Consider the following 24980-nt stretch of genomic DNA (forward strand, 5'->3'; position numbering starts at 1 on the left):
GGGCTGCCTCAGTTATTCATATCACCGTATGACGAACGGCGGCAAGGGTTGGCTCCCGAGGTATCGATCGCCGGTGGGGGGGGCGGTGCGATTGCTGTTGGGCGGAACCGTCAGTCAGAGCTCGTTGCCCGACACTGCGAAGGTGTCGCAACTGTTCAGGCCCTCGTTGTATCCGGTGGTGAACCATTTCTGCCGCTGCTTGCTCGAGCCGTGGGTGAACGATTCCGGATTGACGAAACCGGACTGCTCCTGGATGTGGTCGTCGCCGACGACGAAGGCCGCGTTGAGAGCGTCGTCGAGCTGCTCTTTGGAGGGCTCTTCGAGATACGGAGTGCCGTTGTCGTCGGTGAGAGTGGTGACCTTGCCCAGCCAGGCACCGGCATAGCAGTCGGCTTGGAGCTCGGTGCGCACGCCGTTGCTCTCCGGACCGGTGCCGTTGTTCGGGTGCTCGCTCATCACGCCCGTGATGTTCTGGATGTGGTGGCCCCATTCGTGGCCGACGATATAGAGCTGGGCGAGTTCATCGGCCGAGGCACCGTACTGCTGACGCAGAATGTCGAAGAAGCTCGGGTCGATGTAGACGCCCTGATCGGCCGGGCAGTAGAAGGGTCCGACCTGGTTCGATGCGGTTCCGCAGTCGGTCGACGTCTGACCGTCGACCAGTGTCATCGCCGGCGGTTCGTAGCCGTCGACCTGCTGTGCCCAGTAGTCATCGAGGACGACCTGCGCGCCGGCCATTCGACAGTCGATGTTCGTGTTCGCGTCCTCACCCGTATCGCACTGGGACATGCTCGTCCCGCTCGACTGGTTCTGGCCGCCGTCGTCCGGGGTGATGCCGCCCATCAGTCCGGTGACATCAACGCCGAGCAGCGGTCCGATGAGGAAGACGAGCAGGCCGACGATCCCCACGCCGCCGCCCCCGACGATCGCGGTGTTGCGACCGCGTTTGCTCGTGCTGTTGCCGCTGATGTCGGCGTTCGGGTTGAAGGTCATGGCATAAAGATACCCCGGGAGCGTACACGGGAGGGCGCGCAGATGTGAAGTCGTGTGAGAATCGTTCCATGAGCTCTCACCCGGCGGAACCTCACCGAGCGCACGACCCGGACTCCACGGCCACCTCGGCGGGGGTTGCCCGTCGGCTCAGCCCCGATGGGCGGCTCATCGGACTCGATGTCGCCCGCGGGATCGCGCTCTTGGCGATGATGGTCACGCACATCTTCGCCCTCGGCGACGAGACGGGGATGCCGACCTGGGCGGCGGTCTTCGCCGGGCGGGCCTCGGCGCTGTTCGCGGTCCTCGCCGGCTGTTCCCTGGTGCTCTCGACCCGATCCCGGATGGCGGTATCGGGGCGGTTGCGCGATGCGGCGCCGAGCGTGCTCATCCGGGCGGCGGCCATCGTCCTCATCGGACTCTGCCTCGGGTCGATCTCCGGACTGCTCGCGGTCATCCTCGTCAACTACGGGATCATGTTCGCCCTCGCCCTGTTCTTCCTGCGGCTGCGCGCGGGGGCGCTGTTCACGATCGCCGGGGTCTGGATGGTCGTCTCCCCCGTTGTGTCGATGTGGGTGCGTTCGACGTTCCTCCTCGAACCGAGCTACCTGCCGATGGGCTTCTTCGACTTCGCGACGCCGGGGACGATGCTCACCGATCTCTTCCTCACCGGCTATTACCCGGTGCTGCAGTGGCTGTCGTACATTCTGCTCGGCATGGCCGTGGCGAAGCTCGACATCGGGCGCCACCTGCTCGCACTGTTCACCACCGGACTCGGACTCTTCATCATCGGTCGCGGCGCCTCATGGATTCTGCTCAATGTCTTCGGCGGTGATGCCGCGCTCGTGGAGGTTGCGCAGATGTGGGGCACGGATCTCACGGCGGCCCTGTTCACCGGCAGCTACGGCGTGACTCCGGCGACGTCGTGGTGGTGGCTGGCGATCGCGGGACCGCATTCGGGGACGCCGTTCGATCTGCTCTCCACGGGTGGAACCGCGGTGATGACGATCGCTGCATGCCAGGCCGCTGCAGCGCTCTTGGGTCGCCAGTCATGGGTGCTCGCACCGCTGTCGGCTCCGGGATCGATGCCGTTGAGCGTGTATTCGGCGCACGTCGTGCTGTTGGAGATCACGAGGTCTCAGATCGTCGGCGATCCGTTGGAGGAATCCGCAACGACGGGCGAGCAGACTCTCGAGTTCGTCATCCACGCACTCACATTCGTGCTGCTGCCTCTGCTGTGGAAGTTGGTTGTCAGCAGCCGCGGCCCGTTGGAAGGCGGGATCGCGGGCATCATCAGGGTGGCGTCGCCGGGACCTAAGCGCCCTGCTTCTGACCTTCCCGGAAGAGGCTGATCGATTTGCGCATCGTGGCCCGCGCCCGTTTCCGGTCGCCGCTGGCATCGTAGGCGCACGAGAGCCGGAACCAGGATCGCCAGTCCTCGGGGGCGGCCTCGGCTTCGGCCTGGTACTTCACGAATTCCTTGTCGGCGGCCTCGCGGATGATCTTTCCGCCCGGCGTCCTGGGCAGGTCGTCGACGGGCAGTCCGCCTTCCTCCCCGAGAATGCGGGCGAGCTTCTCCGTACGGGCGCCGAAGACGAGTTCGACGATGAGGGTCCACGCGCCGATGACGGGCAGGACGAACAGGGCGATACCCATGATCTTGGGGATCATCGCGGGTTCGCGGACGAGGATCCACGCCCGCTGACCCATGAGGACGAAGTAGAAGACGAGGACGACGGAAACGATGATCGCTCCGATCTTGGCCTTCGACATCAGAGGTCGAGCATGTTCTCGAGGCCGTGGATGAGCCCCGTGTAATCGGCGATGGACCGCACGGCGGTGACGATGCCGGGCATGAACGCCGAGGTGGAGTGCGAGTCCGTGCGGATGGTCAGGGCTTCGCCGTCGGAGCCGAAGAGGATCTCTTCGTGGGCGTTCATGCCCTGCTGACGGATGGCGTGGACGTGGATTCCGTCGATGACGGCACCGCGTGCACCCTGCGGATCGGACTCGGTGGAGTCGGGAACGGCTGGCAGTCCGGCGGCATTGCGGGCGGCGGCGATGCGCTGGGCCGTGTGGTTCGCCGTGCCGGACGGGGCGTCGAGTTTGCGGGTGTGGTGGATCTCGACGACTTCGGCCGAGTCGAAGTAGGGGGCCGCGAGCTCGGCGAAGCGCATGGCCAGGACGGCACCGATCGAGAAGTTCGGGGCGATGAGCACCGCAGTCTCCGGGTGGTTCTTCAGCGTGGCTTCGAGTCGGGCCAGGCGGTCGTTGTCCCAGCCGGTGGTGCCGACGACGGTGTCGATGCCGTTCTCGACGAGGAAGGTGACATTGTCCTCGGTGGATTTAGGAACGGTGAGTTCGACGGCGACGTCGATGTTCTGATCGATCAGGGTCTCCAGCGAATCGCTGCTGCCGAGTGCGGCGACGAGTTCGAGTCCTTCGGCATCGTTGATCGCATCGACGGCGTGGGATCCCATCCGACCCTTGGCTCCGATGACGGCTACGCGAATGCTCATATGCTGTGACTCCTTGTGCGATGATCCCTGCGAGGTGTGCCGGTCTGGCCGAGGCGAGACGACCGAAACGATCTCCGCCAGTCAGTCTAGCGACCCTGAACGGGTCTCTTCACATCCAGTGACCATCCGAACACTCCCAATTACTACCTGACGGCGGCGCAGCAACCTGGCGCGAGGTTGCTGGGCCGCCGTCAGGTAGTTCTGGAGGGGACGACGCGGGGTCAACGAGGTGGGTCGAACGGTATGCGCGGTCCACGGTGCCGCGGGTCTCCACTCAGCCGAGCGCAGACCTCGGTGTCGTATCTGATGCCGTCGTAAAGGAGTTTCTCTCGTTCGCGGCCTTCGACGATGAAACCCGCGTTCCTCGCGACTGCCGCCGAAGCCGGGTTGTTCACCCGGTAGCCGAGTTCGAGCCGGTAGATCCCGAGTTCGTCGTGGAGGAGGTCGACGAGGCTGCGCAGCGCTGCCGACACCAGGCCCTGGCCGCGTGCTTCGGCCACGGACCAATAGGAGATCCACGCGCTCGAGTGCCGGCGTTCGATCCCGGAGGCCATGACGTTTCCAAGGATTCGCCGCCCTGAACGGTCACCGTCATCAATGATCGCCCGAGCGCAGAGGTCACCGGCTGCCTCGGCGTCGGTGATGGTCTCCAGCCATGTCCGGGCACCACCGATCGTGCGGTCGTCGGGGATGTTGCTGAGCAGTGCGTCATCGGCCCGCTCATACACCTCAGCCAACGCCTCGGCATCACCCGAAGCGCCTGACTGCCAGGGTCGGAGAATTGCGCTCATCCGGCCACCTTATCCGCAGTCGCTGGTCCGCCAGCGCCCGCTCCGAGGTCTCAAACAACCTGACGGCGGCCCAGCAACCTCGCGCGAGGTTGCTGGGCCGCCGTCAGGTAGCAATTGGGGTCTCAGCCGAGGAGGAGGCCCTTGGTCTGAGCGACTGCGCGGTCGAAGCGTGCGCCGGCGTCTGCCCAGTTGACGATGTTCCACCAAGCCTTGACGTAGTCGGGCTTGACGTTCTGGTAGTCGAGGTAGAAGGCGTGCTCCCACATGTCGAGCTGCAGAACCGGGGTGCCGCCGAGCTGGATGTCGGACTGCTGGTCCTTGAGCTGCTCGATGAAGAGGTTTCCGCCGAGCTGGTCGTAGACGAGGACGGCCCAGCCGGAGCCCTGGATCGTGGTGGCCGCGGTGGTGAAGTGCTCGCGGAACTTGTCGAACGAACCGAACTGGTCGTCGATGGCTGCGGCGAGTTCACCGACCGGCTTGTCTCCACCGTCCGGGGACATGTTGTTCCAGAAGATCGAGTGGTTGACGTGGCCGCCCAGGTTGAACGCGAGGTCGCGGGTCAGCTTCGGCACATTGGCGAGGTTGCCGGATTCGCGGGCTTCGGCCAGCTGCTCAACGGCGGTGTTGGCGCCCTTGACGTAGGTGGCGTGGTGCTTGTCGTGGTGCAGCTCCATGATGCGAGCCGAGATGTGCGGCTCAAGAGCGGAGTAGTCGTAGGGCAGTTCCGGAAGTGTGTACTGCTCAGCCATGAGATTCCTCCTGATCAGATTTGATGACCACCACATCGGTGGCTTCATTTCGACCCTATCCCAGGGTCTCATCTCGGACAACAAGGGGTCCGTCGGGTCTATTCCATATGACGCCGAGTGACTTCACCCGAGGTTGCGTGAGATGAGCAGCCGCATGATGTCCGAGGTGCCCTCCTCGATCTCCTCGAGCTTGGCATCGCGCATCCACTGCTCGACGGGATGCTCTCGCGAATACCCCCATCCGCCGAGGGTCTGCACGGCCGCCCAGGTGCAGAACATGGCCGTCTCCGAGGCGTTCAGCTTCGCCATCGCCGCCGCGGCCGTCATCCGCTGTCGATCAACGACATCGCCGGCGTCGAGCATCCGCGCCGCATTGAGCACCTGCAGCCACGCCGCATCGATCCGCGAGGACATGTCCGCCAGCCGGAACGCGACGGCCTGATGATCGATGATCTTCGTCCCGAACTGCGTGCGCTCCCGCGCATAGTCACGCGCATATTCGAAGGCCGCCCGTGCCGTGCCGAGCGCCGCAGCACCGAGCACCACCCGAGAGATGTCGAAGGTGCGCATGAGTCCGTAGAAGCCCTGCCCCTCCTCGCCGAGGCGGCCCGACGTGGGCACGAATGCGTCGGAGAAGAAGATCTCCCGACACACGATGGCTCGCTGTCCCATCTTCTTCATCGGCGCACCGAACTCCATCCCCTCGGTCTCCCTGGGCAGCAGGAATGCGCTGATTCCGCGGGAGCGACGGCTCGAGTCAGTCTTGGCGAAGACGACGTAGAAGTCGGCGAGCCCCGCGTTCGAGATCCAGGCTTTCTGCCCGTTGAGCACGTACCCACCATCGACGGCATCCGACCGGGTGATGATCGAAGCCGAGTCCGATCCGGAACCGGGCTCGGTCGTTGCCAGCGCCGTGATCTTCGGGTCTGCTCCAGTCAGCGGGCGCAGCCACTCCTCCTTCTGCTCCGGGGTGCCCAAAGCGAGGATCGGGTCGGCGAAGAAGCCGTTCGAGCACACGAAGTTCCCGATACCCGGATCCCCGAAGCACAGCTGTTCCTGGACAAGGCACTGAGTGAAGACATCGGTGAATCCGCCGCCGCCGAATTCCTCGGGAATCATGAAGTCGGTGATCCCGAGCCGGGCTGCCGCCGCAAAGATGTCGACCGGCGATTCGGTGTCGGCCTCGTCGACGCGGCGACCGGCCGGACGGATCGTGTCGTGGGCGAATCCGCGCACGAGGTCGAGGATGTCGTGCTGTTCATCGCTCAGCGGCCAAGGTGTGTAGCTCATCAGTTCTCCTTCGAAGTGTCAGTGGAGGTCGGGCGCCTCACTGCGCCCGGCCGACGTCCCTCGTCCCCGGTCAGTCGAGCATGTCCGCTCCGGCCCGGGAATCCTCGGTGATGTGGATGAGCGTCGGGCCGACCACTGCCTCCGCCTCGCTGAGCGCGGCCAGCAGCGCGTCCGCGCCGTCGACGTGGATTCCGCGTGCCCCCATCGCCTGCGCGAGTGCCGGGAAATCCGGCCCGGTGAGCTTCACCCCTGACGGAGTGTCCCCGCGGTCCTCCATCTCATTGCGGATCTCCCCGTACCCGCCGTTGTCGACGACGATGAGGCACATCCGCACGCCCGCCTGCACGGCCGCGGCGAGTTCGGCGATCGTGAACATCGATCCCCCATCGCCTTCCACCGCGACCACTCTGGCCTGCGGAGCAGCGAGTTTCGCACCGATGCCGGCGGGCAGCCCGTAACCGAGCGTGCCTGCCCCCGCCGGGTAGAGGAACCGGTCGCCCGAGCGAGCCTTCCACCCGGTCTGCACCCCGTAGTAGCAGGCCATCGTCGAGTCCGCTGCGACGAAGAGCGGTGAGGTGTCCGATTCCGCGAACGCTGTGAGTGCGGCCGACAGATCGGCCCAAGGTCGGCCGTCGGTTTCCATCGCCGAGGCGGCCCTTGACTTCCAGCCGGCCCTCCAGTCCCGTGCGGCGGCAGTCGCGAACTCCGCGCGCATCGTGGTCACGCGCTCGTTCAGTGCCGCGGTCGCCGCCTTCGCGGCGGCGAGGATCGGATGGGTGACGGCCGCGTTCGTGAGCATCTGCACTTCGTCGATGTCGATGCGCACCACGGTGTCGGGCAGCGGCAGGGGTTCCGGCCAGAAGTCACTGGGTGCCAGTTCCGTACCGATCGCGATGACCGCATCGGCATCGCTTGTGAGTTTTGGAAGCAGCTCGAGGACCCCGACGGCGCCGATGGTGGTCTCGGCGCGGTCATCGACGAGTCCCTTCGCGTTCGAGGACAGGACGATTCCCGCTCCGAGCGTCTCAGCCAGAGCTGCGACCTCCGCTCCTGCTCCGTGTGCTCCGGCCCCGGCGATGATGAGCGGTCGATTCGAGCCGGCGATCGCTTCGGCGGCAGCATCGATCTCCGAGGACACGGGAGCCGGCAGCGTCCGGGCCAAGGACGGATGGAGCGTGCCCGGGCCGGCGATTTCGATGAGATCGAGAGGGATCTCGATGGCGGCCGGGCGGGGCCGGCCTGAACGCATCGCCGACAGTGACTGCCCGACGGCCAGCGACACCTCGCCGGGACTCGTGACCCGCATGACCTCGGTCAGTACCGACGAGAGGGCCGCGGACTGGTTGCGCACTTCGTGAAGGAGTCCGTTCCCGCGGCCGGGGTGGGTCAACGGCATGCCGGGGGTGATGAGGAGGACGGGCACGGAATCCGTGAAGGACTGCAGCAGGGCGGTGAGTGCGTTGAGCGCGGCCGGCCCGGTCGTCGTGACGATGACCTGCACCTCGCCGGTGACGCGGGCGGCTCCATCGGCCATGTAGCCCGCGCCCTGCTCGTGGCGAGGTGAGACGATGTCGATGCCTGCGGCGCTCAGCTGCGCGAAGATCTCGAGGTTGTGGGTGCCGGGGATTCCGAAGACGCGGGTGATCCCTTCGGCCTGGAGCGCACGAGCCAGGTGTGCTCCGCCGGTGATGGTCGTCTGGTCCATTCTCATTCCTCGCTGTTCGGTTTCTCTGCTGGCACGTTCTCTGCGGTCGGGTTCTCCGTCGTCACGACGAGTGCGTCGACGGCCAAGGCGCCGTCCGGGGCAACTCGCACCGGGTTGATCTCGATCTCGGCGATGGCGTTGTTCCCGGCCACCATTCTGGATACCGCGACGATGATTTCGGCGAGGGCGTCGATATCCGCGGCGGGTCTGCCCCGCCATCCGGTGAGCAGCCGCGAGCAGCTCAGCCGCGAGATCATGTCCAAGGCTTCGGTGTGGGTGACGGGGGCGAGTTCGAGCCACGTGTCGGCGAAGAGTTCGGTCTCCGTCCCGCCGGCGGCCACGATGACGAGCGGCCCGAAGTTCTCGTCCTGCCGACCCCCGACGAGGATCTCGACGACGTGATCGCGCGTGTCCATCTCCTCGAGGATGTACTCACCCTCGCCCAGGCGACCCACCATGTCCGCGTATGCCGTTTCGACTGCGGGGAGATCGCTCAGTCCCAGGGCGATGCCGCCGACCTCGGTCTTGTGGGCGGGCCATCCGGCCTTGAGCGCGAACGGCGGTCTGAGTTCGGACGCCTTGGCCGCCTCGGCGGGTGCACGAGACTCCCCCGGGCCCACGCTGCCCACAGTCACAGCGGCAGGGACGGGAATCCCAGCGCCCTCGATCACTGCTCGAGCGGCCGCGTATCCGGTGCCCCACGGGGTGACGGGGCCGGTGAGTTCGAGGGATTCGGTGAGCCGACCCGAATGGGCGGCGTAAAAGCCGGCGCGGGCGAGCACGCGCATGGCCGCTTCGATGGAGGTGTAGGCGGGTATGCCGAGCTCCCAGAGGCGGGTGACGGCGGGCGACGATGCGCTCATCGAGTGGACGATGACGGGCTTCTTCGCCTCGGCGACGAGCTCGCCCAGACGATCGACGACAGCCAGTTCTCGGTCGAGCAGGTCGGGGACGTCCTCGCCGTAGCAGCCGAAGTATCCGGACAGGACGACGGCGTCGATGTCCGTATCGGTCAGCAGCACCTCGGCGAGGTCAGCATAGACATCAAGGTTCTTCTCTCCTGCGCCGTCGAGGTCGATGGGATTAACGATGTGGTCGGCCTCGGGCAGCAGTTCGCTCACGCGTCCGGCAGCGCCGGCGCTGAGTTCGTGCACGTCGAGTCCCCAGCTCTCGGCGGTGTCGGCGGCGATCGCTCCCTGTCCGCCCGAGTCGGAGAGCACACCGATGCGCCGGTCTTTCGGCAGCCAGGCGGAGGCGAAGAATCCGGCGAGTTCGACGAGTTGTCCGGGGGTGGCCAGGCGGATGGCACCGGCGGCCCGGCAGGCGGCATCGACGGTGTCCATGGCCGAGGTCATCGATCCGGTGTGGGATCTCGCGAGACGCGCTCCTGCACTGGAGGCTCCTGTAGTCAGGATCATCGTCGGCTTCCCGGCGGCGCGCAGGGCTTTGAGGGCTGAGACGAGGGCGGCTCCGCCGGTGAAGGATTCGAGGTAGAGCGCGACCTGAGCGGTGGCGGGGTCGTCGACGAGGGTGGCGAGCACCTCGGCGGCGCGGATGTCGGACTGTCCGCCGATCGAAGCGAATCGGGAGACGCCAAGTCCGCTGCGGGCCGCGAGTGTCGCGATCTCCGTGCCGAGCTGGCCGCTCTGGGTGACCACGGCGAGACTTCCGGGTATGAAGTTGCCCCAGGCCAGGAGCAGATCGGCGTGTGAGTCGACGATCCCGAGCGAGTTCGGGCCGATGAGGCGGCCGCCGGTCTCACGGATAGTGGCAGCCAGTTGGTCGGCGTCGGGGACGCGGGCGGAGATGATGAGGAAGGCGCGCACTCCGTTCTCGAGTGCTTCGGCGACGACTCCCGCCACGGTGGGGCCGGGCACGGAGATGACGAGCAGCTCGGGCGTCTCCGGCAGGTCTCTCAGGCGAGCGTACGTCGGCTGGCCCTGGATCGAGCCGGCTGTGGCGTTGATGAGGTAGACGCGGCGGCGCTCGGCCCCGCGCAGAGCTCCGGCGGCGAGCCAGAAACCCCATTTGCTGGAATCGTTCGATGCTCCAAGGACGGCGACGCTGCCGGGATCGAAGAACGCGTCCATATCGCTAGCTTTCCGTCACCGAAACGGCAGCGGCAGCACGATCGCCCAAAGCGGCGAGATTCGCATCGACCTTCGCCTGAGCGGCCGCCCGGGGACTCATGCCCTGGTCGCGGGCTGCGGTGAGGACTTCGGCGGTGAGGTCGCGCAGGGTCGTCGTGACGATGGTGCGGCTGTCGTCCCAGCTGCCGTCGACGTCGCCGAAGGTCACCCACCACCACCAGGCGTTCGTCGCCGAGTTCGCGAGGAAGTCCGGGACGACGGTGACGCCGCGAGCCAGCAGCGTCTCTTCGGCTGCGGGCAGGACGGGCATGTTCGCGGCCTCGACGATGAGTGAGGCGGTGACGCGGTCGCAGTTGTCCGGCGTGATCGAGTAGCTCACAGCCGCAGGGACGAGGACGTCGGCGTCGGCGGCGAGCCAGTCGTCGCGATCGCCGACGTGGTCCTCCGGGCGCAGCGCTTCGCGGTCGATTCCGCCGAACTGGTCCCGAGTGGCGAGCAGCGCTTCGACGTCGAGCCCAGCGGGGTTGGACACGAACCCGTCGGCGTCGGCGATGCCGACGATGCGCAGTCCTGCCTCGGCGAGATAGCGGGCGGTGGCACCGCCCATGGAGCCGAATCCTTGGATGACGGCGGTGGATTCTCTCGGGTCGCGGCCGGCGTCGTGCAGGGCCGCGATCACCGAGGTGGCCACACCGAGACCGCCGACGAGTTCGTCTTGGGCGACGCCGTCGACGATGGCGGAGAAGGCTTTCTCCGCGCGGGCCTCGACGGCGACGGGATCGTCGACGAGCTTGTTGACGGCGGAGAGCCCCGAGCCGAGTTCGCGGCGGGCGAGGATCTCGTCGATGTCGTCCTGGCGGACGCCGAGGTCTTCGCCGAGGGCCCAGTAGGCGTGCATGATCGGGTTGATGTCGACGAGGAAGCGTTCGAGGACGTCCTTGGCTCCGGGTGCGCGGGGGTCGAAGTCGATTCCGCCCTTGGCTCCGCCGACGGGCACATAGTGTCGGCCCTCGCGCAGATGGATCGCTTCCTTGCGGGTCATCCCCTGGGCGAGTCCGCGCACCTCCTCGAGGGTGCAGCCTTTGCGCATGCGCAGACCGCCCGAAGCGGTGCCGCGCACAAGGGTGTCGATGACGACATACCCGAGTGCACCGGTGTCCGGATCCTGCCAAGTGATGTCCATGAACATGGGGCTCCCAAAAGATCGGCGTCTCAAGACTCTTACTGAACCGCTATTCAGTAAGACATGTGACTCCAGTCTGTCCGGGTGAGGGCCACCACGTCAAGGCCGCTAGGATCGAAGCATGCCGACAGCACTCATCACCGGAGCCGGACGAGAGAACAGCATCGCCGCGGGAGTGGCCGCACGACTGTCGTCCGACGGCTGGACCGTGTGCACGAGCGATCTCGATCGCGGAGACTACCCATGCGACTTGTCATCCGCTCACGAAGCGCAGGAGCTGGTCGGTCGGGTGAGCAGGGATCACGGCACCATCGACGGGTTGGTGCTCAGCCACGCTCACGGCGAAGAGTCCGGAATCTTGGACACCACCGTCGACAGCTTCGACCGCCACGTAGCTGTCAACGCTCGCGCGTCGTTGCTCCTCATCGCGGCGTTCGCGAAGCAGATCGGCGAGTCGGGAGGCGCTATCGTCGCCTTCACCAGCGATCACGCCACAGGCAATCTGCCCTACGGGGCGTCGAAGGGCGCGCTCGATCGCATCGTCATCTCCGCTGCGCGGGAACTCGGACCGAAGGGGATCTCTGCGAACGTCGTCAATCCTGGGCCGATCGATACGGGTTGGATGGACGAAGAGACGAGGACCGGGCTGATTCCTTATCAGCCACTCGGCCGCATGGGCACTCCTCGCGACATCGCCGGGGTCACTGCATTTCTGCTCTCTGCTGAGGGTCGGTGGATCAGCGGCCAGCTGCTGTCTGCCGACGGAGGGTTCTCCGCTCGCTACTGAAGTAAGTGCACGGCAGTCGACCACATGACCGCACGGAAGCATTGTTGGGTCGATCCGCGGCGTTCTGGACGTGCAGAACACCGTGGATCGACCCAACAATCACCCTCAGCCGAGTTCGCGGGTGAGGAAGTCGTCGACCCAGGTGCTCAGCGCCTCTGTGTCAACGGTCTCCGAATTGACCATCACCTGGATAGCCAGGCCGTCGAGGAAGGCGAGGACCCGGGTCGCGCCCGACGCGGTGCCGCCTTCAGGTGCCGTGCACTCCCCCGCCGCGATGGCCTCGTCCATGAGGTGCACGAGAATCGACTTCCACTCCCGGTCGAGAGCGGCGAATGTTGCTCTCAGACCAGCATCGAAGAGTCCGGCCGACCAAGCGTCGATCCAGATCTTCCAACTGCGCGAGGAGCCGCTTGGCAGGTACCAGCCGACGACGTCCCGCAGTCGCTGGAGTGCGCATCCACTCCCCCTCGCCGAGGCGGCTCCCGTCGTGGCGTCTCCACCGCCGTCGTGTGGTGCGTCCGTCCCCGCCGATGCAGTCCCGGCCGCCAGCTCCCGGGCCCGGTCGATGTCCTGGCGACCGGCGAAATCGAAGGCCTCGGCGACGAGGGCTTCCTTCGTCTCGAAGTGGTAGATGACGAGACTGGCGCTCAAGCCCAGACGCGCGGCGACGTCGGAGACCCGCAGCGCGCGCAGACCCGTCGCCTCGATCTCCTCGACCGTGGCCGCCAGGATCTCCTCCCGGCGGACCGCTGCACTCTTCCTCGCCATCTCGCCTGTCTCCTTTCACGTTCCAGCCGGACGGCATCCCGCGCCCGAGGCTCGACGCCCCGAACGCGGCGACGCGCTCAGGGCAGTTCAACCTCGGCGGCCGGTCCGACCAGCGCCAGAGCCTTGGGCCGCGACAGCAGCCGCCCGGCCATCTCGCTGACGTCCTCGGCCGTGACCGAGCGGACGCGTTCGATGAGGTCCATCGGCGATTCGAGCGGCAGCCCGAAGATCTCCGACCGGGCGAGACGATTCATCCGCGCCGCAGAGGACTCGAGTCCGAGCACCATCGACCCCGACAGTTGGGACACGATCTCGTCGAGCTCGAACTGACTCGGCGTCTCCTGCGCCAGCCGATCCCATTCGCTCACCGCCAGATCGACGACGGCCTGAGCGTTCTCGGCCGTGCATCCGGCGTAGATGCCGAAGGTGCCGGTATCCGTGAACTGGCTGGCCACGCAGTTCACGGCATAGGCCAGTCCGCGCTCCTCGCGCACGCTCTGGAACAGTCGCGACGACATTCCCCCGCCGAGCATGGTGAGCATGACCGAGTAGATGAACCGGTCGTCGTCGCCTTCCGGCAGGCCTTCGCAGCCGAGCATGATGCCCAACTGTTCGATGTCTTTGACGGTGTGCGACTTTCCGGAATGGAACTCCGGACGCACCCGTGCGGCCCCACCGAGGTGCGAGCCCTTCGCCACCGAGGCGGCGTCCCCGTTCCCCGCGCCCGACCAGACGTCGGCGCGGGACCCGAGCCCCGCCTCGGCGAGGGCATCCTCAACCATCTCGAGGACCTCTTCGTGGGTCGCCCCGCCCGCGGCGGCGATGACCAGACGAGGCGGGATATACGTCGACTGATAGTGGTCGATGACCGTGTGGTGGCCGAGCACGCGGATCTGATCCTTCGTCGCACCCACGGGCCGGGCCAGCGAATGCGGCCCGAAGACCAGAGAATCGAAGTCGTCGAAGAGGACGTCTCCGGGATCATCGGCGGACATGGCGAGCTCTTCGATGATGACACCGCGCTCGCGTTCGAACTCCTCGACGTCGAGTTGGGAGTTCGAGACCATATCGACGAGGAGGCCGGTGATGTTCGGCAGATCCGTCACGAGGCACCGGGAGTAGTAGCAGGTGAGCTCCTTGGCGGTGATCGCATTCGAATCCCCGCCGGTGCGGTCGAAGGCCGCGGCGATGGTCTTCGCATCGCGGCTGCCGGTGCCTTTGAACAGCATGTGCTCGAGGAAATGCGTCGAGCCGGCGGTCTCGGCGGATTCGTCACGGGACCCGGCCGCGACCCAGATCCCGATCGTCTCCGAGGCCAGACCCGGCATGTGTTCGGTGGTCAGCGTCAAACCACCGGGGAGGACAGACCGATCGATTCGGCTGCCCTCCCCGGTGTGCGAACTGCTCAGTATCAGTTGTCTGATCCCTCTTCGTCCGATTTCTCGTCTTCGTCGGTGACCGGAGCCAGCGACAGCTTGCCGCGGTCATCGATCTTCGTGATCTCGACCTGGACCTTCTGGCCCACACCGACGACGTCTTCGACGTCCTCGACGCGCTTGCCGTCGTTGAGCTTACGCAGCTCGGAGATGTGCAGCAGGCCGTCCTTGCCCGGGGTCAGGGACACGAATGCGCCGAAGCTCATTGTCTTGACCACGGTGCCCAGGTAGCGTTCGCCGACCTCGGGAACCTGCGGGTTCGCGATCGCGTTGATCATCGAACGGGCGGCCTCGGCGGCCGGTCCGTCCGTGGCACCGATGAGGACGGTTCCGTCGTCTTCGATGCTGATGTCCGCGCCGGTGTCCTCCTGGATCTGGTTGATCATCTTGCCCTTGGGCCCGATGACCTCACCGATCTTGTCGACGGGGATGTTCACGGAGATGATCCGCGGTGCCGTCGGGGCCATCTCGGCCGGGGCGTCGATGGCCTCTGCGATGACGTCGAGGATGACCATGCGTGCTTCGCGGGCCTGCTTGAGGGCGGCACCGAGCACCGAGGCGGGAAGGCCGTCGAGCTTGGTGTCGAGCTGGATCGCGGTGATGAAGTCACGCGTACCGGCGACCTTGAAGTCCATATCGCCGAAGGCATCTTCGGCACCGAGGATGTCGGTCAGAGCCGCGTAGGCGGTCTGCTCACCCTGGTCGGTTGAGATGACGTCGGAGACGAGACCCATGGCGATGCCGGCGACGGGCGCCTGCAGCGGCACACCGGCCGAGAGCATGGCCAGCGTCGAGGCGCAGACCGAGCCCATCGAGGTCGAACCGTTCGAACCGAGGGCCTCGGAGACCTCACGGATCGCGTACGGGAAGTCCTCACGCTTGGGCAGAACGGGCACGAGGGCGCGTTCGGCGAGAGCGCCGTGGCCGATCTCGCGGCGCTTCGGGCTGCCCACGCGGCCGGTCTCACCGACCGAATAGGGCGGGAAGTTGTAGTGGTGCATGTAGCGCTTCGACGTCTCGGGTGAGAGCGAGTCGATGGTCTGCTCGAGCTTGAGCATATTCAGGGTGGTGACACCCAAGATCTGGGTCTCGCCGCGTTCGAAGATCGCCGAACCGTGCACGCGCGGGATGACGTTCGTCTCGGCGGTGAGCGGACGGATGTCCTTGAGCCCACGGCCGTCGATGCGGACCTGCTCGGTGAGGATGCGCTTGCGCACGACCTGCTTGGTCAGGGCGTTGAGAGCGTTCGCGATCTCCTTCTCACGGCCTTCGAAGCGCTCTCCGAGCTTCTCGAAGAGCTCGTCGAGGAGGGCGGCACCGGCGGCTTCCCGCTCCTGCTTGTCGGCGATCGTGAAGTTCTCGGTCTGCTTCGCCTCGGCGAGTTCCTTCACCGCTTCGAAGACGTCGTCCTCGTAGTCGCGGAAGACGGGGAATTCGACGGTCGGCTTCGCGGCGCGATCGGCGAGCTCGGACTGCGCGCGGCAGAGCTCTGCGATGAACGGCTTCGCAGCTTCGAGACCTTCGGACACGACCTCCTCGGTGGGGGCCGCGGCACCGGTCTTGATCTTGTCGATGGCGTTGTCGGTGGCTTCGGCCTCGACCATCATGATGGCGACGTCGTCACCGACAACACGACCGGCGACGACCATGTTGAACACGGCGTCCTCGAGCTGCGAGTGGTTCGGGAAGGCGACCCACTGGCCGTCGATGAGCGCGATGCGCACACCGCCGATGGGGCCGGAGAACGGCAGACCCGAGAGCTGAGTCGACATCGACGCGGCGTTGATGGCCAGAGCGTCGTAGATGTGGTCGGGATTGACCGACATCACGGTGACGACGACCTGGACCTCGTTGCGCAGGCCCTTGACGAACGAGGGGCGCAGCGGACGGTCGATGAGGCGGCAGGTCAGGATCGCATCTGTCGAGGGGCGTCCCTCACGGCGGAAGAACGAGCCGGGGATGCGGCCGGCGGCGTACATGCGCTCTTCGACGTCGACTGTCAGGGGGAAGAAGTCGAAGCCCTCACGGGGGTTCTTGCCGGCCGAGGTGGCCGAGAACAGCATGGTGTCGTCGTCGAGGTAGGCGACGGCGGATCCGGCGGCCTGCTGGGCAAGTCGTCCGGTTTCGAAGCGAATGGTGTGTTTGCCGAAGCTGCCGTTGTCGATATGGGCAACGGCGGATTCAGGGTTGAGTCCCACGTAGTCTCCTAGTTTGTGCCGGTGCGCGGCGGTCATCGCAAGACCTGCAACGCTCGAGGGAGGCCCCTCGGCGCGAAGAGGCAGCGCTCTGCATTGCACAGTGCGAAGCCCCGCGCCCTTCCGGCGGGATATTGGCAATGGACGATGCATGGATCCACGCCGGTCATCGATCGGGGCCCACGGAACCGGTGCCGGCAGCCACTTGCATATGCAAGCCTGTGTCAGCGCGCGTTCCTCCGGAGGCCACTACCGAAGACCGAAACGTCCATGGCATGTGCGTCCACGCATGAGTCTACCGCAGAAGCACGAAAGCGCCCCACCGAGAGGTGGGACGCTTCCGAACAGTTCGAGACGGTCCGATCAGACGGTGCTGATCAGCAGACTCGAATCAGCGGCGCAGGCCGAGGCGCTTGATGAGCGAACGGTAACGCTCGATGTCGACCTTCGCGAGGTACTTGAGCATGCGGCGACGCTGGCCGACGAGGAGCAGCAGTCCACGACGCGAGTGGTGGTCGTGCTTGTGATCCTTGAAATGCTCGGTCAGGTCGGTGATCCGGCGGGTCAGCAGTGCAACCTGGACCTCGGGAGAACCGGTGTCGCCCTCATGAGTTGCATATTCCTTGATGATCTCTTGCTTCACAGCGGTATCGAGAGCCATGGAGTTCTCCTTCGTGTCGTTGCGCGGCGCAGGGACCTGAAGTCTCTGCCCTATGGGACCGCGGCCGGTGAAAACGGCAGAGATCAGCTTATCAGGTGTGCAGGACCTCGCGCACATCGGCGATATCCTCATGCATCTGCACGATGAGGTCGTCCATCCCGGTGAACGCGACCTGCCCGCGGATGCGCGAGACGAATTCGAGAGTCATCTCACGGTCGTAGACGTCGAATTCGCCGAATTCCTTGTCGAGCACGTACGCCTCGACTCGTCGGACCTGTCCCTGGAAGGTCGGGTTCGTGCCCACGGAGATCGCGGCCGGGTACGCCTGATCCTCACCGGAGAACGTCGCCCAGCCGGCGTAGACGCCGTCGGCGGGGACGAGTCCGTCGGGATCGTCCGAGAGGTTCGCCGTCGGAAAACCCAGGTCGCGTCCGCGGGCATCGCCGTGGACGACGGTGCCGTGGAGTGCGTGGTAGCGCCCGAGCTGGTCGGCCGCCTCGGCGACATCACCGGCAGTGAGCTGCTCCCGGATCCGGGAGGACGAATACCGACCCCCGCGCCCGACCTCGTCGATCGTTTCGACACGGAACCCGAATTTCTCGCCGAGGCGGCGCAGAGTCTCGATCGTGCCTTCGTTGTCCTTGCCGAACCGGACATCGTCGCCGACGACGACGATCTTCGCGCGCAGGGCTTCGACGAAGTACCGGCGCACGAATTCCTCGGCCGACTGGGCGGCGAAGTCGAGGTCGTAGGGCTGGATGAGGAGGCCGTCGATTCCAGTGGCGGCGATGAGGTCGGCGCGCTGCCGGGTCGAGTTGATCATCACGGTCGGCTCATCGGGGCGGTGGACCGTGCGCGGGTGGGGATCGAAGGTCATTGCGATCGAGCGCAGGCCCTCTTGCCTGGCCAGGGCGGCGACGGTGGTCAGGACCGTTTCATGTCCGCGGTGCACGCCGTCGAAGTTGCCGAGGGTAACGACGGTGCCGACAGCGTCGACCTCGACCTCACCGAGTCCGTGATACAGCTCCACCAGACATTCGCTCCTTCCGTGCACCGATTCAGATTATCGCAGAGATCTTCCGCCTCCTAACCCGGACCTCGCCGAGGCGGAAGGACGGGTTCAGGCGATGATCGCCCACCCGATGACGCCGAGGAGGGAGGCCAGGGCGATGGAGACGAAGGTGCCGATGATGAACCGCTCCCCCGCGGCCGCCGAGGATTTGATCTCCGCGAAGCGTCCGAGCCCTTTGACCGCGATGACCACGGCCATGAGTTCGGGTCGGCCGAGCACGATCGCTCCGGCGATGAGCGCGCGTTCGACGATGCCGATCCACAGTCCGCCGCGCAGGACCTCGACGTCCTCGGCTCCTGTGCGTTCGGGTTTGGAGCCCGGGCCCGCATGGGTCAGGCGGAGGAGAAGCGGGACGAGTGGCCAGCCGATGAGGGCCGCGATGATGGCGGCGGCGATGGCGACGAGCACGTCAGTCCACATGTGCGTCTCCTTCCGACAGGGCTCGCTGGAGCCGGTCGAGGTGATGTCGGGCCAGGTGCTCGGCTCCGGCGATGATCTCGGCGGGACCGGCCGCCAGCACCCGGGAGACCGCCTGTTGGGAGACGTCGAATTCCGCGGCGATCTCGGCCTGAGTGGCATCAGGGTGGTCCAGTCGGTATCCGACGTAGCCGCGGGAGTGACCGCGCAGCTCTGTCAGCGTGCTGATGAGGAGCCGCAGAGCTGCCTCCGCCAGCCCACGATGGTCACTGTCCGCATCGGCGCTGACGACGTCCGGGTCGGCGCTCACGACGAGGTGGACGGGTGCGGATTTGGCTGCTTCGACCGCCTGGCGAGCGGAGTAGAAGGCTTCTCCCCTACCCTCGGTGGTCGTCTCGGGCAGCGGCCGTTCGACCTCGCCGATTCCGAGGCCGATATGCCAACCGGAGTCGATGCCGATACGGCGGACCGCCTCGGCGACGGCGTCGGGACCGTCGAGGACCCCTTGGACCTCGTCACCGATGGTGCGGGCGAAGGGAACGACCGTGTCGATCGGAGAGAGAGCATCGAGGATGCGGGGCACCGCGTCGGCGTTCGACCGCGAATCCTGCTGGTCGATGGTCAAGACGAACATAGGACAAGTAGACCAGAAGATAGCCTCAGACACAATAGTTTCAGTTGTATCTGATGAATACAAACTATTTAGTTGTATCGAGCGTGAAGGCTGAGCCCCTCAGGCGAGGTCGATGGCGAAGGCGGTCAGCGACTTCAGACCGCCATTCCGACGCACTTCGGCCACGGAGACGAGGGCGTCATCGCAGATGACGGCGACCTCTCGGTTCCCCGCGTCGCCGGCGTCGGAGCCTATATGCCAGTCACCAGCCTCAACGATCTTGCCCTGCATGAGTGCGCGGGCCCGCTCGGCATCGACGGTGACGACGGGCAGGAGGGTGCGGGCCGCCTCGGCGAGGGAGATGAGGCTGGGCGCGGGGAGGTCGAGGTCCTCGGGCAGGGTCACGGCCTGGTCGATGTGGAAATCGCCGACGCGCGTCCGCCTGAGCGCGGTGAGATGGCCGAAGACGCCGAGGTCGGTGCCGATATCGCGGGCCAGGGCGCGCACATAGGTGCCCGACGAGCAGTCGACTTCGACATCGACGTCGATATGCCCGTCCTCGGCGGCGAAGCGGATGTCGATGATCTCGAAGGCCGATACCTCGACACGACGGGCCTTGAGTTCGACGTTCTCACCGGCACGGACGCGGGCGTAGGAGCGCTTGCCGTCGACCTTGATCGCCGAGACGGCGCTGGGCACCTGATCGATGGGGCCGCGCAGCTTGGCCACGGCGGCCTCGATGGCCGCAGCGTCGACACGAGCGAGATCGGACGGATCGGCGAAGCGATCGGGCTCGGAATCGGCATCATCGGTCGGCGTCGATGCCCCCAGGCGAATGGTGGCGAAGTAGGTCTTCGAGACCCCGGTGATGTAGGTGAGCAGCTTGGTGCCGCGGCCGAGGCCGAGCACGAGGACGCCCGTGGCCATCGGGTCGAGAGTGCCGGCGTGGCCGACCTTCTTCGTCCCGAACCAACGGCGGATGCGGGAGACCACGCCGTGGGAGCTCAGTCCCTGCGGTTTGTCGCAGACAAGGACGCCCTGTGGGGAAGTATCGCTCACTGGGTGTGCGATCAGTTGAAGGACGCGTGCACGTGGTCGAAGTGGTTGGCGGTCGCGTCTCCGCGGTCCTCCATGCCCTTCCAGCCCTGTCCGGGCATCCAGATGCGCTGCTTCCAGATGACGTACTTGACGTTGAGGGCGCTCTGGTTCTGGATGAGGTATTCGGCGATGCGGTCGCCGGTGGATCCGGTGATCATGATGTCGACGGCTTCACCGGTGTTGTGATCCGAACCGGTGCCGGGGCGACGTCCGCCGAAGGTCTTGACCTCGGGGAACTTCGCGCAGACAGCACGGTAGCCGTTGACGGCGTTCGGCAGCAGGCCGGACTCGATCGAGGAGGACACGCTGCACGGCGGTGCCGAGGTGTCCGAGGAGGTGCCTTCGCCGGAGGACTTCTCATCGGAAGACTTCTCATCGGAGGACGAATCGTCGCTCTTCTCCTCAGCAGCCGAGGATTCCGCGGTCGGCTTGGGCTTCGGCGGAGCCTTGACCTCGAGATCGGTCTTCGAGGTCTTGTTCTTGTACTTCGGGTCGTCCTTGACCTTCTCCAGGTACTCTTCGCCGGCCTTCTTGCGTTCGGCGTCGAGTTCTTTCTGACTCGGGGTCGAGGCAGTGGTCGACTCCTCGGGGGTCGTCGATGCGGCCTCGGTGGTGACGTTGCCGGACTCGGGCGGACCCATGACGACGGTCGAACCGACGACGGCGGCGGTCGCGGCTGCAGGAACGGCGATCGCGGCGACGACGGGACGCTGCTTGACGGTCGCCAGCACGGAAGTCGCCGAGGACGGCGCATTCGCTGCGCGTCGGCCTGCGGGGCGCTTGCCGGGAGTCAGGTCCCGGATCAGCTGCTTCGCGAACGACGGCTTCGGTGAGGAGTGCTTACCCAATGCAGAATTCCCTTAACAGAGTCGTAATCATTTCGTTACCGCAAAAAGTCTACGACATCTCGGAAAGATAACAAAACTGTTACGAGAACTCTTTTCGTGACGTGACGAAGCTCAAATCGGACCCGGAACGGCCGTTCCGCCGCTCTCCACCCGATGACCAGGCGCGATGCAGTCTGTTCGCTGGAATGCGACGATCACTCCTCGTCGGCGTCGTCGGCCTTCTTGTACGGGTCGGATTCACCTGCATGCTGCGCGTTCTTGGCCAACCCGGCGACTCGAGCGTCGTCGGCGGCGGCCTGAGCGAGCAGTCCGTCGAGACGGGCGGCCGCCTCGGGGACGGCATCGGCGATGAATTCGAGGCTCGGGGTCAGACGGATCGTCAGCCCCTTGCCGACCTCGGAGCGGATGAAGCCCTTGGCCGATTCGAGGGCATGACCGGTGCCGACGAGATCCTGGTCGTCGCCGTAGACGGTGTAGAAGATGGTGGCGTGCTGCAGATCGCCGGTCACGCGAACATCGGTGACGGTGACGAAGCCGAGGCGGGGATCCTTGAGCTTGCGCTCGATGGTGCTGGCGACGATGACCTTGATCTGGTCGGCGATCTTGCGGGCCCGTGTCGAGTCTGCCATGGTGTGTGTCCTTCTGTTCGGGGCCGGAACAACTCTTCCGGCCCTATGTTAGCTGTGGAATCGAACCGGCTCCGGCCGGTCCCCCATTCAGGGGGCCGACCGGAGCCGTCGACTCACGGTATGAGTCCCATCCTCCTCGGCTGCGCTGCTGCGGCTGTCGAATCAGCGGGTGGAACTCGCGGTGCGACCGATCAGTCGCGCGGCTTCTCTTGCATCTCGAAGGTCTCGATGATGTCGCCTTCGCGCAGGTCGTTGAACTTGCCGAGTCCGATACCGCACTCGTAGCCCTCGCGGACCTCGGTCGCATCGTCCTTGAACCGGCGCAGCGATTCGATGTGGACGTTGTCGCCGATGACGATTCCGTCGCGGGTGACGCGAGCGGTCGAGTTCCGCTTGATGAGGCCGTCGCGGACGATCGAACCGGCGATGTTGCCGAACTTCGAGGAGCGGAAGACTTCGCGGATCTCCGCGGTACCGGTCTGGACCTCTTCGTACTCGGGCTTGAGCATGCCCTTGAGCGAGGACTCGATGTCGTCGATCGCCTGGTAGATGACCGAGTAGTAGCGGACGTCGACGCCTTCGCGGTCTGCCAGGTCGCGAGCCTTCGCTTCCGGACGGACGTTGAAGCCGAGGACGATCGCGTTGTCGACCGTGGCCAGGTTGATGTCGTTCTCCGTGATCGCACCGACGCCGCGGTGGATGATCCGCAGGTCGACGTCGTCGCCCACATCGATCTTGAGCAGCGAATCCTCGAGCGCTTCGACAGCACCGGAGACGTCACCCTTGAGGATGAGGTTGAGCATGTCGACCTTGCCCTCAGCCAGAGCCTTCGTGAAGTCCTCAAGGCTGATGCGCTTGCGACCGCGGGCCTGAGCGGCGTTGCGCTCGATGGCGTCACGCTTCTCAGCGATCTGACGGGCCGTGCGGTCGTCATCGGTGGAGATGAACGAGTCACCGGCACGCGGGACGGACGACAGGCCGAGCACCTGCACGGGGCGGGAGGGCCCGGCCTCCTCGACGACGTTTCCGTTCTCGTCGAACATCGCACGCACACGTCCGTAGGCGGTGCCGCAGACGATGGCGTCGCCCTGACGCAGGGTGCCGGACTCGACGAGGACGGTGGCAACCGCACCGCGGCCCTTGTCGAGCTTGGCTTCGATCGCGATGCCGCGAGCGGACTTGTCGGGGTTCGCCCGCAGGTCCAGGGCCGCATCGGTGGTCAGCAGAACGGATTCGAGCAGCTGGTCGATGCCCTCGCGCTTGAGCGCGGAGATCGGCACGAACATGGTCTCGCCGCCGTATTCTTCGGCCACGAGGTTGTATTCGGTCAGCTGCTGCATGACCTTGGCGGGGTTGGCGCCTTCCTTGTCGATCTTGTTCACGGCCACGACGATCGGCACATCGGCCGCCTGAGCGTGGTTGAGAGCTTCGATCGTCTGCGGCATGACGCCGTCGTCGGCGGCGACCACGAGGATCGCGAGGTCCGTCGACTTCGCACCACGGGCACGCATGGCGGTGAACGCCTCGTGACCGGGGGTGTCGAGGAAGGTGATCTTGCGGTCTTCGCCCTCGTGCTCGACCTCGGCCTGGTAGGCACCGATGTGCTGGGTGATTCCGCCGGCTTCGCGGGAAGCGACATTGGCCGAGCGGATCGCGTCGAGCAGCTTGGTCTTACCGTGGTCGACGTGACCCATGACGGTGACGACCGGCGGACGTGCCTGCAGGTCCTCGTCGTCCTCTTCTGCGGCTTCGGCATCGAGGTCGATGTCGAAGGTCTCCAGCAGCTCACGATCTTCGTCTTCGGGCGAGACGATCTCGATCTTGTAGCCGAGCTCTTCGCCGAGGACCTCGAAGGTCGCCTCGTCGAGGGACTGGGTGATCGTGGCCATCTCACCGAGGTGGAAGAGCACGGTCACGAGGTTCGTCGGATCGGTATTGATCTTCTCGGCGAAGTCGGCCAGCGAGGAGCCGCGACGCAGACGCAGCGGCGTGTTGCCGTCTCCGCGCGGAACGGTGACGCCACCGACCGAGGGAGCCTGCATCTGTTCGAGCTCTGCGCGCTTCGCCCGCTTCGACTTGCGTCCCTTCTGACGGGGACCGCCGCCGCGGCCGAATGCACCCTGCGTGCTTCCGCGACCGCGACCTGAACCGCGACCACCGGGACCGCCGCCGGGTCCACGACGAGGACCGCCGGGAGCGCCGCCCGGGGCACCGGGTGCACCGCCGCCTGGGGCGTTTCCGCGTCCGCCGCCGCGACCGCGGCCGGGAGCGGGCTTGTTCAGTGCCGAGTTCTTCAGCATCGACGGGTTCGGGCGTGGTGCGCCCGGGCGAGGTGCCGGACGGGGACCGCCCGAGGATTCCTCACCGGATCCGCGCTGCTTCTGGCCGGGCTTCGGCATTCCCTGCGAAGGCGCAAACGGATTGTTTCCGGGGCGTCCGCCCTGGCCACCCTGACCGCCTTGACCGCCCTGGCCGGCACGACCGCCGGGCTTGGGTCCGCGACCGGGCTTCGGCATTCCCTGCGAGGAAGCGAAGGGGTTGTTTCCGGGACGCGCGGCACCACGACCGCCGGGCTTCCCGGCAGCACCCGGCTTGGGAGCGCCGGGCTTCGGCGCACCGGGCTTGGGTGCGGCAGCCGGCTTCGGGGCACCGGGCTTCGGCGCCGAGGAGGCAGCCGGCTTGGCAGCGGGAGCCTCGGTCGATTCGGCTGCCTCCGGGGCAGCCGGGGTCGCCGGCTTGGCGGCAGGCTTCGGTGCGGACTTCGCAGCGGGGGCGGCATCCTCGGCGGGGGCCGATTTCGCCGCACCGGCGGACTTCGCAGCACCCGGCTTGGCGGCCGACTTCGCGGCGGGCTTGGGTGCGGGCTTCGCACCGGGTTTCGGGGCTCCGGGCTTCGCGGCCGGCTTGGCGGCCTTCTTCGCGCCGGTGGACTTCTCACCATCAGCGGAAGAGGAATCGGCGAATGCCTCCTTCACGCGGCGCACGACGGGCGCTTCGAGCGTCGAAGAGGCGGAGCGAACGAATTCGCCCATGTCCTGGAGCTTTTCGAGGACGTTCTTACTTGTTGTGCCGAGCTCTTTCGCGAGCTCATGGACACGGGGCTTTGCCACAGTTCTCCTGTCCGGGTTCTTTCCCGGTC

22 protein-coding genes are annotated in these 24980 nt (G+C 66.1%); 2 read left to right on the plus strand and 20 right to left on the minus strand.

Annotation, left to right across the window (positions count from 1 at the left end; translation table 11 throughout):
• Nucleotides 1-114: 114 nt before the first annotated feature.
• Entirely contained in the window at nt 115-993 is an 879-nt protein-coding gene (gene ypfJ, locus ACOZ9V_RS12055; protein ID WP_434590363.1) for a KPN_02809 family neutral zinc metallopeptidase, read from the minus strand.
• Nucleotides 994-1061: 68 nt separating this feature from the next.
• Between ypfJ and ACOZ9V_RS12060 the strand changes: the two genes are divergently transcribed.
• On the plus strand, nt 1062-2342 hold the full coding sequence (locus tag ACOZ9V_RS12060; RefSeq protein ID WP_434590366.1) for a heparan-alpha-glucosaminide N-acetyltransferase domain-containing protein: 1281 nt from the start codon (nt 1062-1064) through the stop codon (nt 2340-2342).
• Here ACOZ9V_RS12060 and ACOZ9V_RS12065 read toward each other — a convergent pair.
• The 8 genes from ACOZ9V_RS12065 to ACOZ9V_RS12100 form a co-directional block, all read right to left on the minus strand.
• Nucleotides 2305-2763, minus strand: coding sequence for a tetratricopeptide repeat protein (locus ACOZ9V_RS12065; RefSeq protein WP_139468772.1), 459 nt, complete (start codon nt 2761-2763; stop codon nt 2305-2307). The two genes, ACOZ9V_RS12060 and ACOZ9V_RS12065, sit on opposite strands and share 38 nt — an antisense overlap.
• Nucleotides 2763-3509 carry a 4-hydroxy-tetrahydrodipicolinate reductase gene (gene dapB, locus ACOZ9V_RS12070; protein WP_434590369.1) on the minus strand — a complete coding sequence of 249 codons (747 nt, stop codon included), beginning with the start codon at nt 3507-3509 and terminating at the stop codon, nt 2763-2765. Before dapB ends, ACOZ9V_RS12065 begins: the two co-directional genes overlap by 1 nt.
• A gap of 221 nt (nt 3510-3730) precedes the next feature.
• Nucleotides 3731-4300, minus strand: coding sequence for a GNAT family N-acetyltransferase (locus tag ACOZ9V_RS12075; protein ID WP_259357923.1), 570 nt, complete (start codon nt 4298-4300; stop codon nt 3731-3733).
• Between the two features lie 122 nt (nt 4301-4422).
• Nucleotides 4423-5049, minus strand: coding sequence for a superoxide dismutase (locus ACOZ9V_RS12080; RefSeq protein WP_135539373.1), 627 nt, complete (start codon nt 5047-5049; stop codon nt 4423-4425).
• 123 nt (nt 5050-5172) lie between these two features.
• Nucleotides 5173-6339: an acyl-CoA dehydrogenase family protein gene (locus tag ACOZ9V_RS12085; protein ID WP_434590374.1), complete on the minus strand. Its 1167-nt coding sequence runs from the start codon at nt 6337-6339 to the stop codon at nt 5173-5175.
• Between the two features lie 70 nt (nt 6340-6409).
• On the minus strand, nt 6410-8044 hold the full coding sequence (locus ACOZ9V_RS12090; protein ID WP_434590377.1) for a thiamine pyrophosphate-binding protein: 1635 nt from the start codon (nt 8042-8044) through the stop codon (nt 6410-6412).
• Nucleotides 8045-8046: 2 nt separating this feature from the next.
• A complete protein-coding gene (locus ACOZ9V_RS12095) occupies nt 8047-10134 on the minus strand; it encodes an acetate--CoA ligase family protein (protein WP_434590380.1) in 2088 nt (695 codons plus the stop codon).
• A 4-nt stretch (nt 10135-10138) separates the two neighbouring features.
• On the minus strand, nt 10139-11323 hold the full coding sequence (locus ACOZ9V_RS12100) for a Glu/Leu/Phe/Val dehydrogenase dimerization domain-containing protein (RefSeq protein ID WP_434590383.1): 1185 nt from the start codon (nt 11321-11323) through the stop codon (nt 10139-10141).
• A gap of 115 nt (nt 11324-11438) precedes the next feature.
• On the opposite strand from ACOZ9V_RS12100, the gene ACOZ9V_RS12105 reads away from it, so the two are divergent.
• A complete protein-coding gene (locus tag ACOZ9V_RS12105) occupies nt 11439-12104 on the plus strand; it encodes an SDR family oxidoreductase (protein ID WP_139908420.1) in 666 nt (221 codons plus the stop codon).
• Nucleotides 12105-12209: 105 nt separating this feature from the next.
• Here the strand turns inward: ACOZ9V_RS12105 and ACOZ9V_RS12110 are convergent, their stop codons facing one another.
• The 11 genes from ACOZ9V_RS12110 to infB form a co-directional block, all read right to left on the minus strand.
• Nucleotides 12210-12872, minus strand: a complete 663-nt coding sequence (locus tag ACOZ9V_RS12110) for a TetR/AcrR family transcriptional regulator (protein WP_434590386.1) — start codon at nt 12870-12872, stop codon at nt 12210-12212.
• A gap of 77 nt (nt 12873-12949) precedes the next feature.
• The gene (locus tag ACOZ9V_RS12115) at nt 12950-14221 is read right to left on the minus strand and encodes a M16 family metallopeptidase (RefSeq protein ID WP_434590389.1); all 1272 of its coding nucleotides are present in this window, start codon (nt 14219-14221) and stop codon (nt 12950-12952) included.
• Between the two features lie 62 nt (nt 14222-14283).
• Nucleotides 14284-16506 (minus strand): polyribonucleotide nucleotidyltransferase, encoded by a 2223-nt coding sequence (locus ACOZ9V_RS12120; RefSeq protein WP_139468948.1) that lies wholly within the window; start codon nt 16504-16506, stop codon nt 14284-14286.
• 388 nt (nt 16507-16894) lie between these two features.
• Nucleotides 16895-17164, minus strand: a complete 270-nt coding sequence (rpsO, locus tag ACOZ9V_RS12125) for a 30S ribosomal protein S15 (RefSeq protein WP_039210907.1) — start codon at nt 17162-17164, stop codon at nt 16895-16897.
• 91 nt (nt 17165-17255) lie between these two features.
• Complete coding sequence (locus tag ACOZ9V_RS12130) at nt 17256-18194, minus strand: bifunctional riboflavin kinase/FAD synthetase (RefSeq protein WP_181272035.1); 939 nt, start codon at nt 18192-18194, stop codon at nt 17256-17258.
• Nucleotides 18195-18284: 90 nt separating this feature from the next.
• Nucleotides 18285-18656, minus strand: coding sequence for a hypothetical protein (locus ACOZ9V_RS12135; RefSeq protein ID WP_139908424.1), 372 nt, complete (start codon nt 18654-18656; stop codon nt 18285-18287).
• Nucleotides 18646-19287, minus strand: a complete 642-nt coding sequence (locus ACOZ9V_RS12140) for a hypothetical protein (protein WP_139468783.1) — start codon at nt 19285-19287, stop codon at nt 18646-18648. Before ACOZ9V_RS12140 ends, ACOZ9V_RS12135 begins: the two co-directional genes overlap by 11 nt.
• Nucleotides 19288-19386: 99 nt before the next feature.
• Nucleotides 19387-20325, minus strand: a complete 939-nt coding sequence (gene truB, locus ACOZ9V_RS12145) for a tRNA pseudouridine(55) synthase TruB (protein ID WP_181272034.1) — start codon at nt 20323-20325, stop codon at nt 19387-19389.
• 11 nt (nt 20326-20336) lie between these two features.
• Entirely contained in the window at nt 20337-21212 is an 876-nt protein-coding gene (locus ACOZ9V_RS12150; protein WP_139468785.1) for a ligand-binding protein SH3, read from the minus strand.
• Between the two features lie 194 nt (nt 21213-21406).
• Entirely contained in the window at nt 21407-21841 is a 435-nt protein-coding gene (rbfA, locus tag ACOZ9V_RS12155; RefSeq protein ID WP_139468786.1) for a 30S ribosome-binding factor RbfA, read from the minus strand.
• Nucleotides 21842-22032: 191 nt separating this feature from the next.
• Nucleotides 22033-24951, minus strand: coding sequence for a translation initiation factor IF-2 (gene infB, locus ACOZ9V_RS12160; RefSeq protein ID WP_434590398.1), 2919 nt, complete (start codon nt 24949-24951; stop codon nt 22033-22035).
• Nucleotides 24952-24980 lie beyond the last annotated feature (29 nt).

It is taken from the genome of Brevibacterium sp. 1718 (assembly GCF_051131255.1).
Classification (GTDB): domain Bacteria; phylum Actinomycetota; class Actinomycetes; order Actinomycetales; family Brevibacteriaceae; genus Brevibacterium; species Brevibacterium sediminis.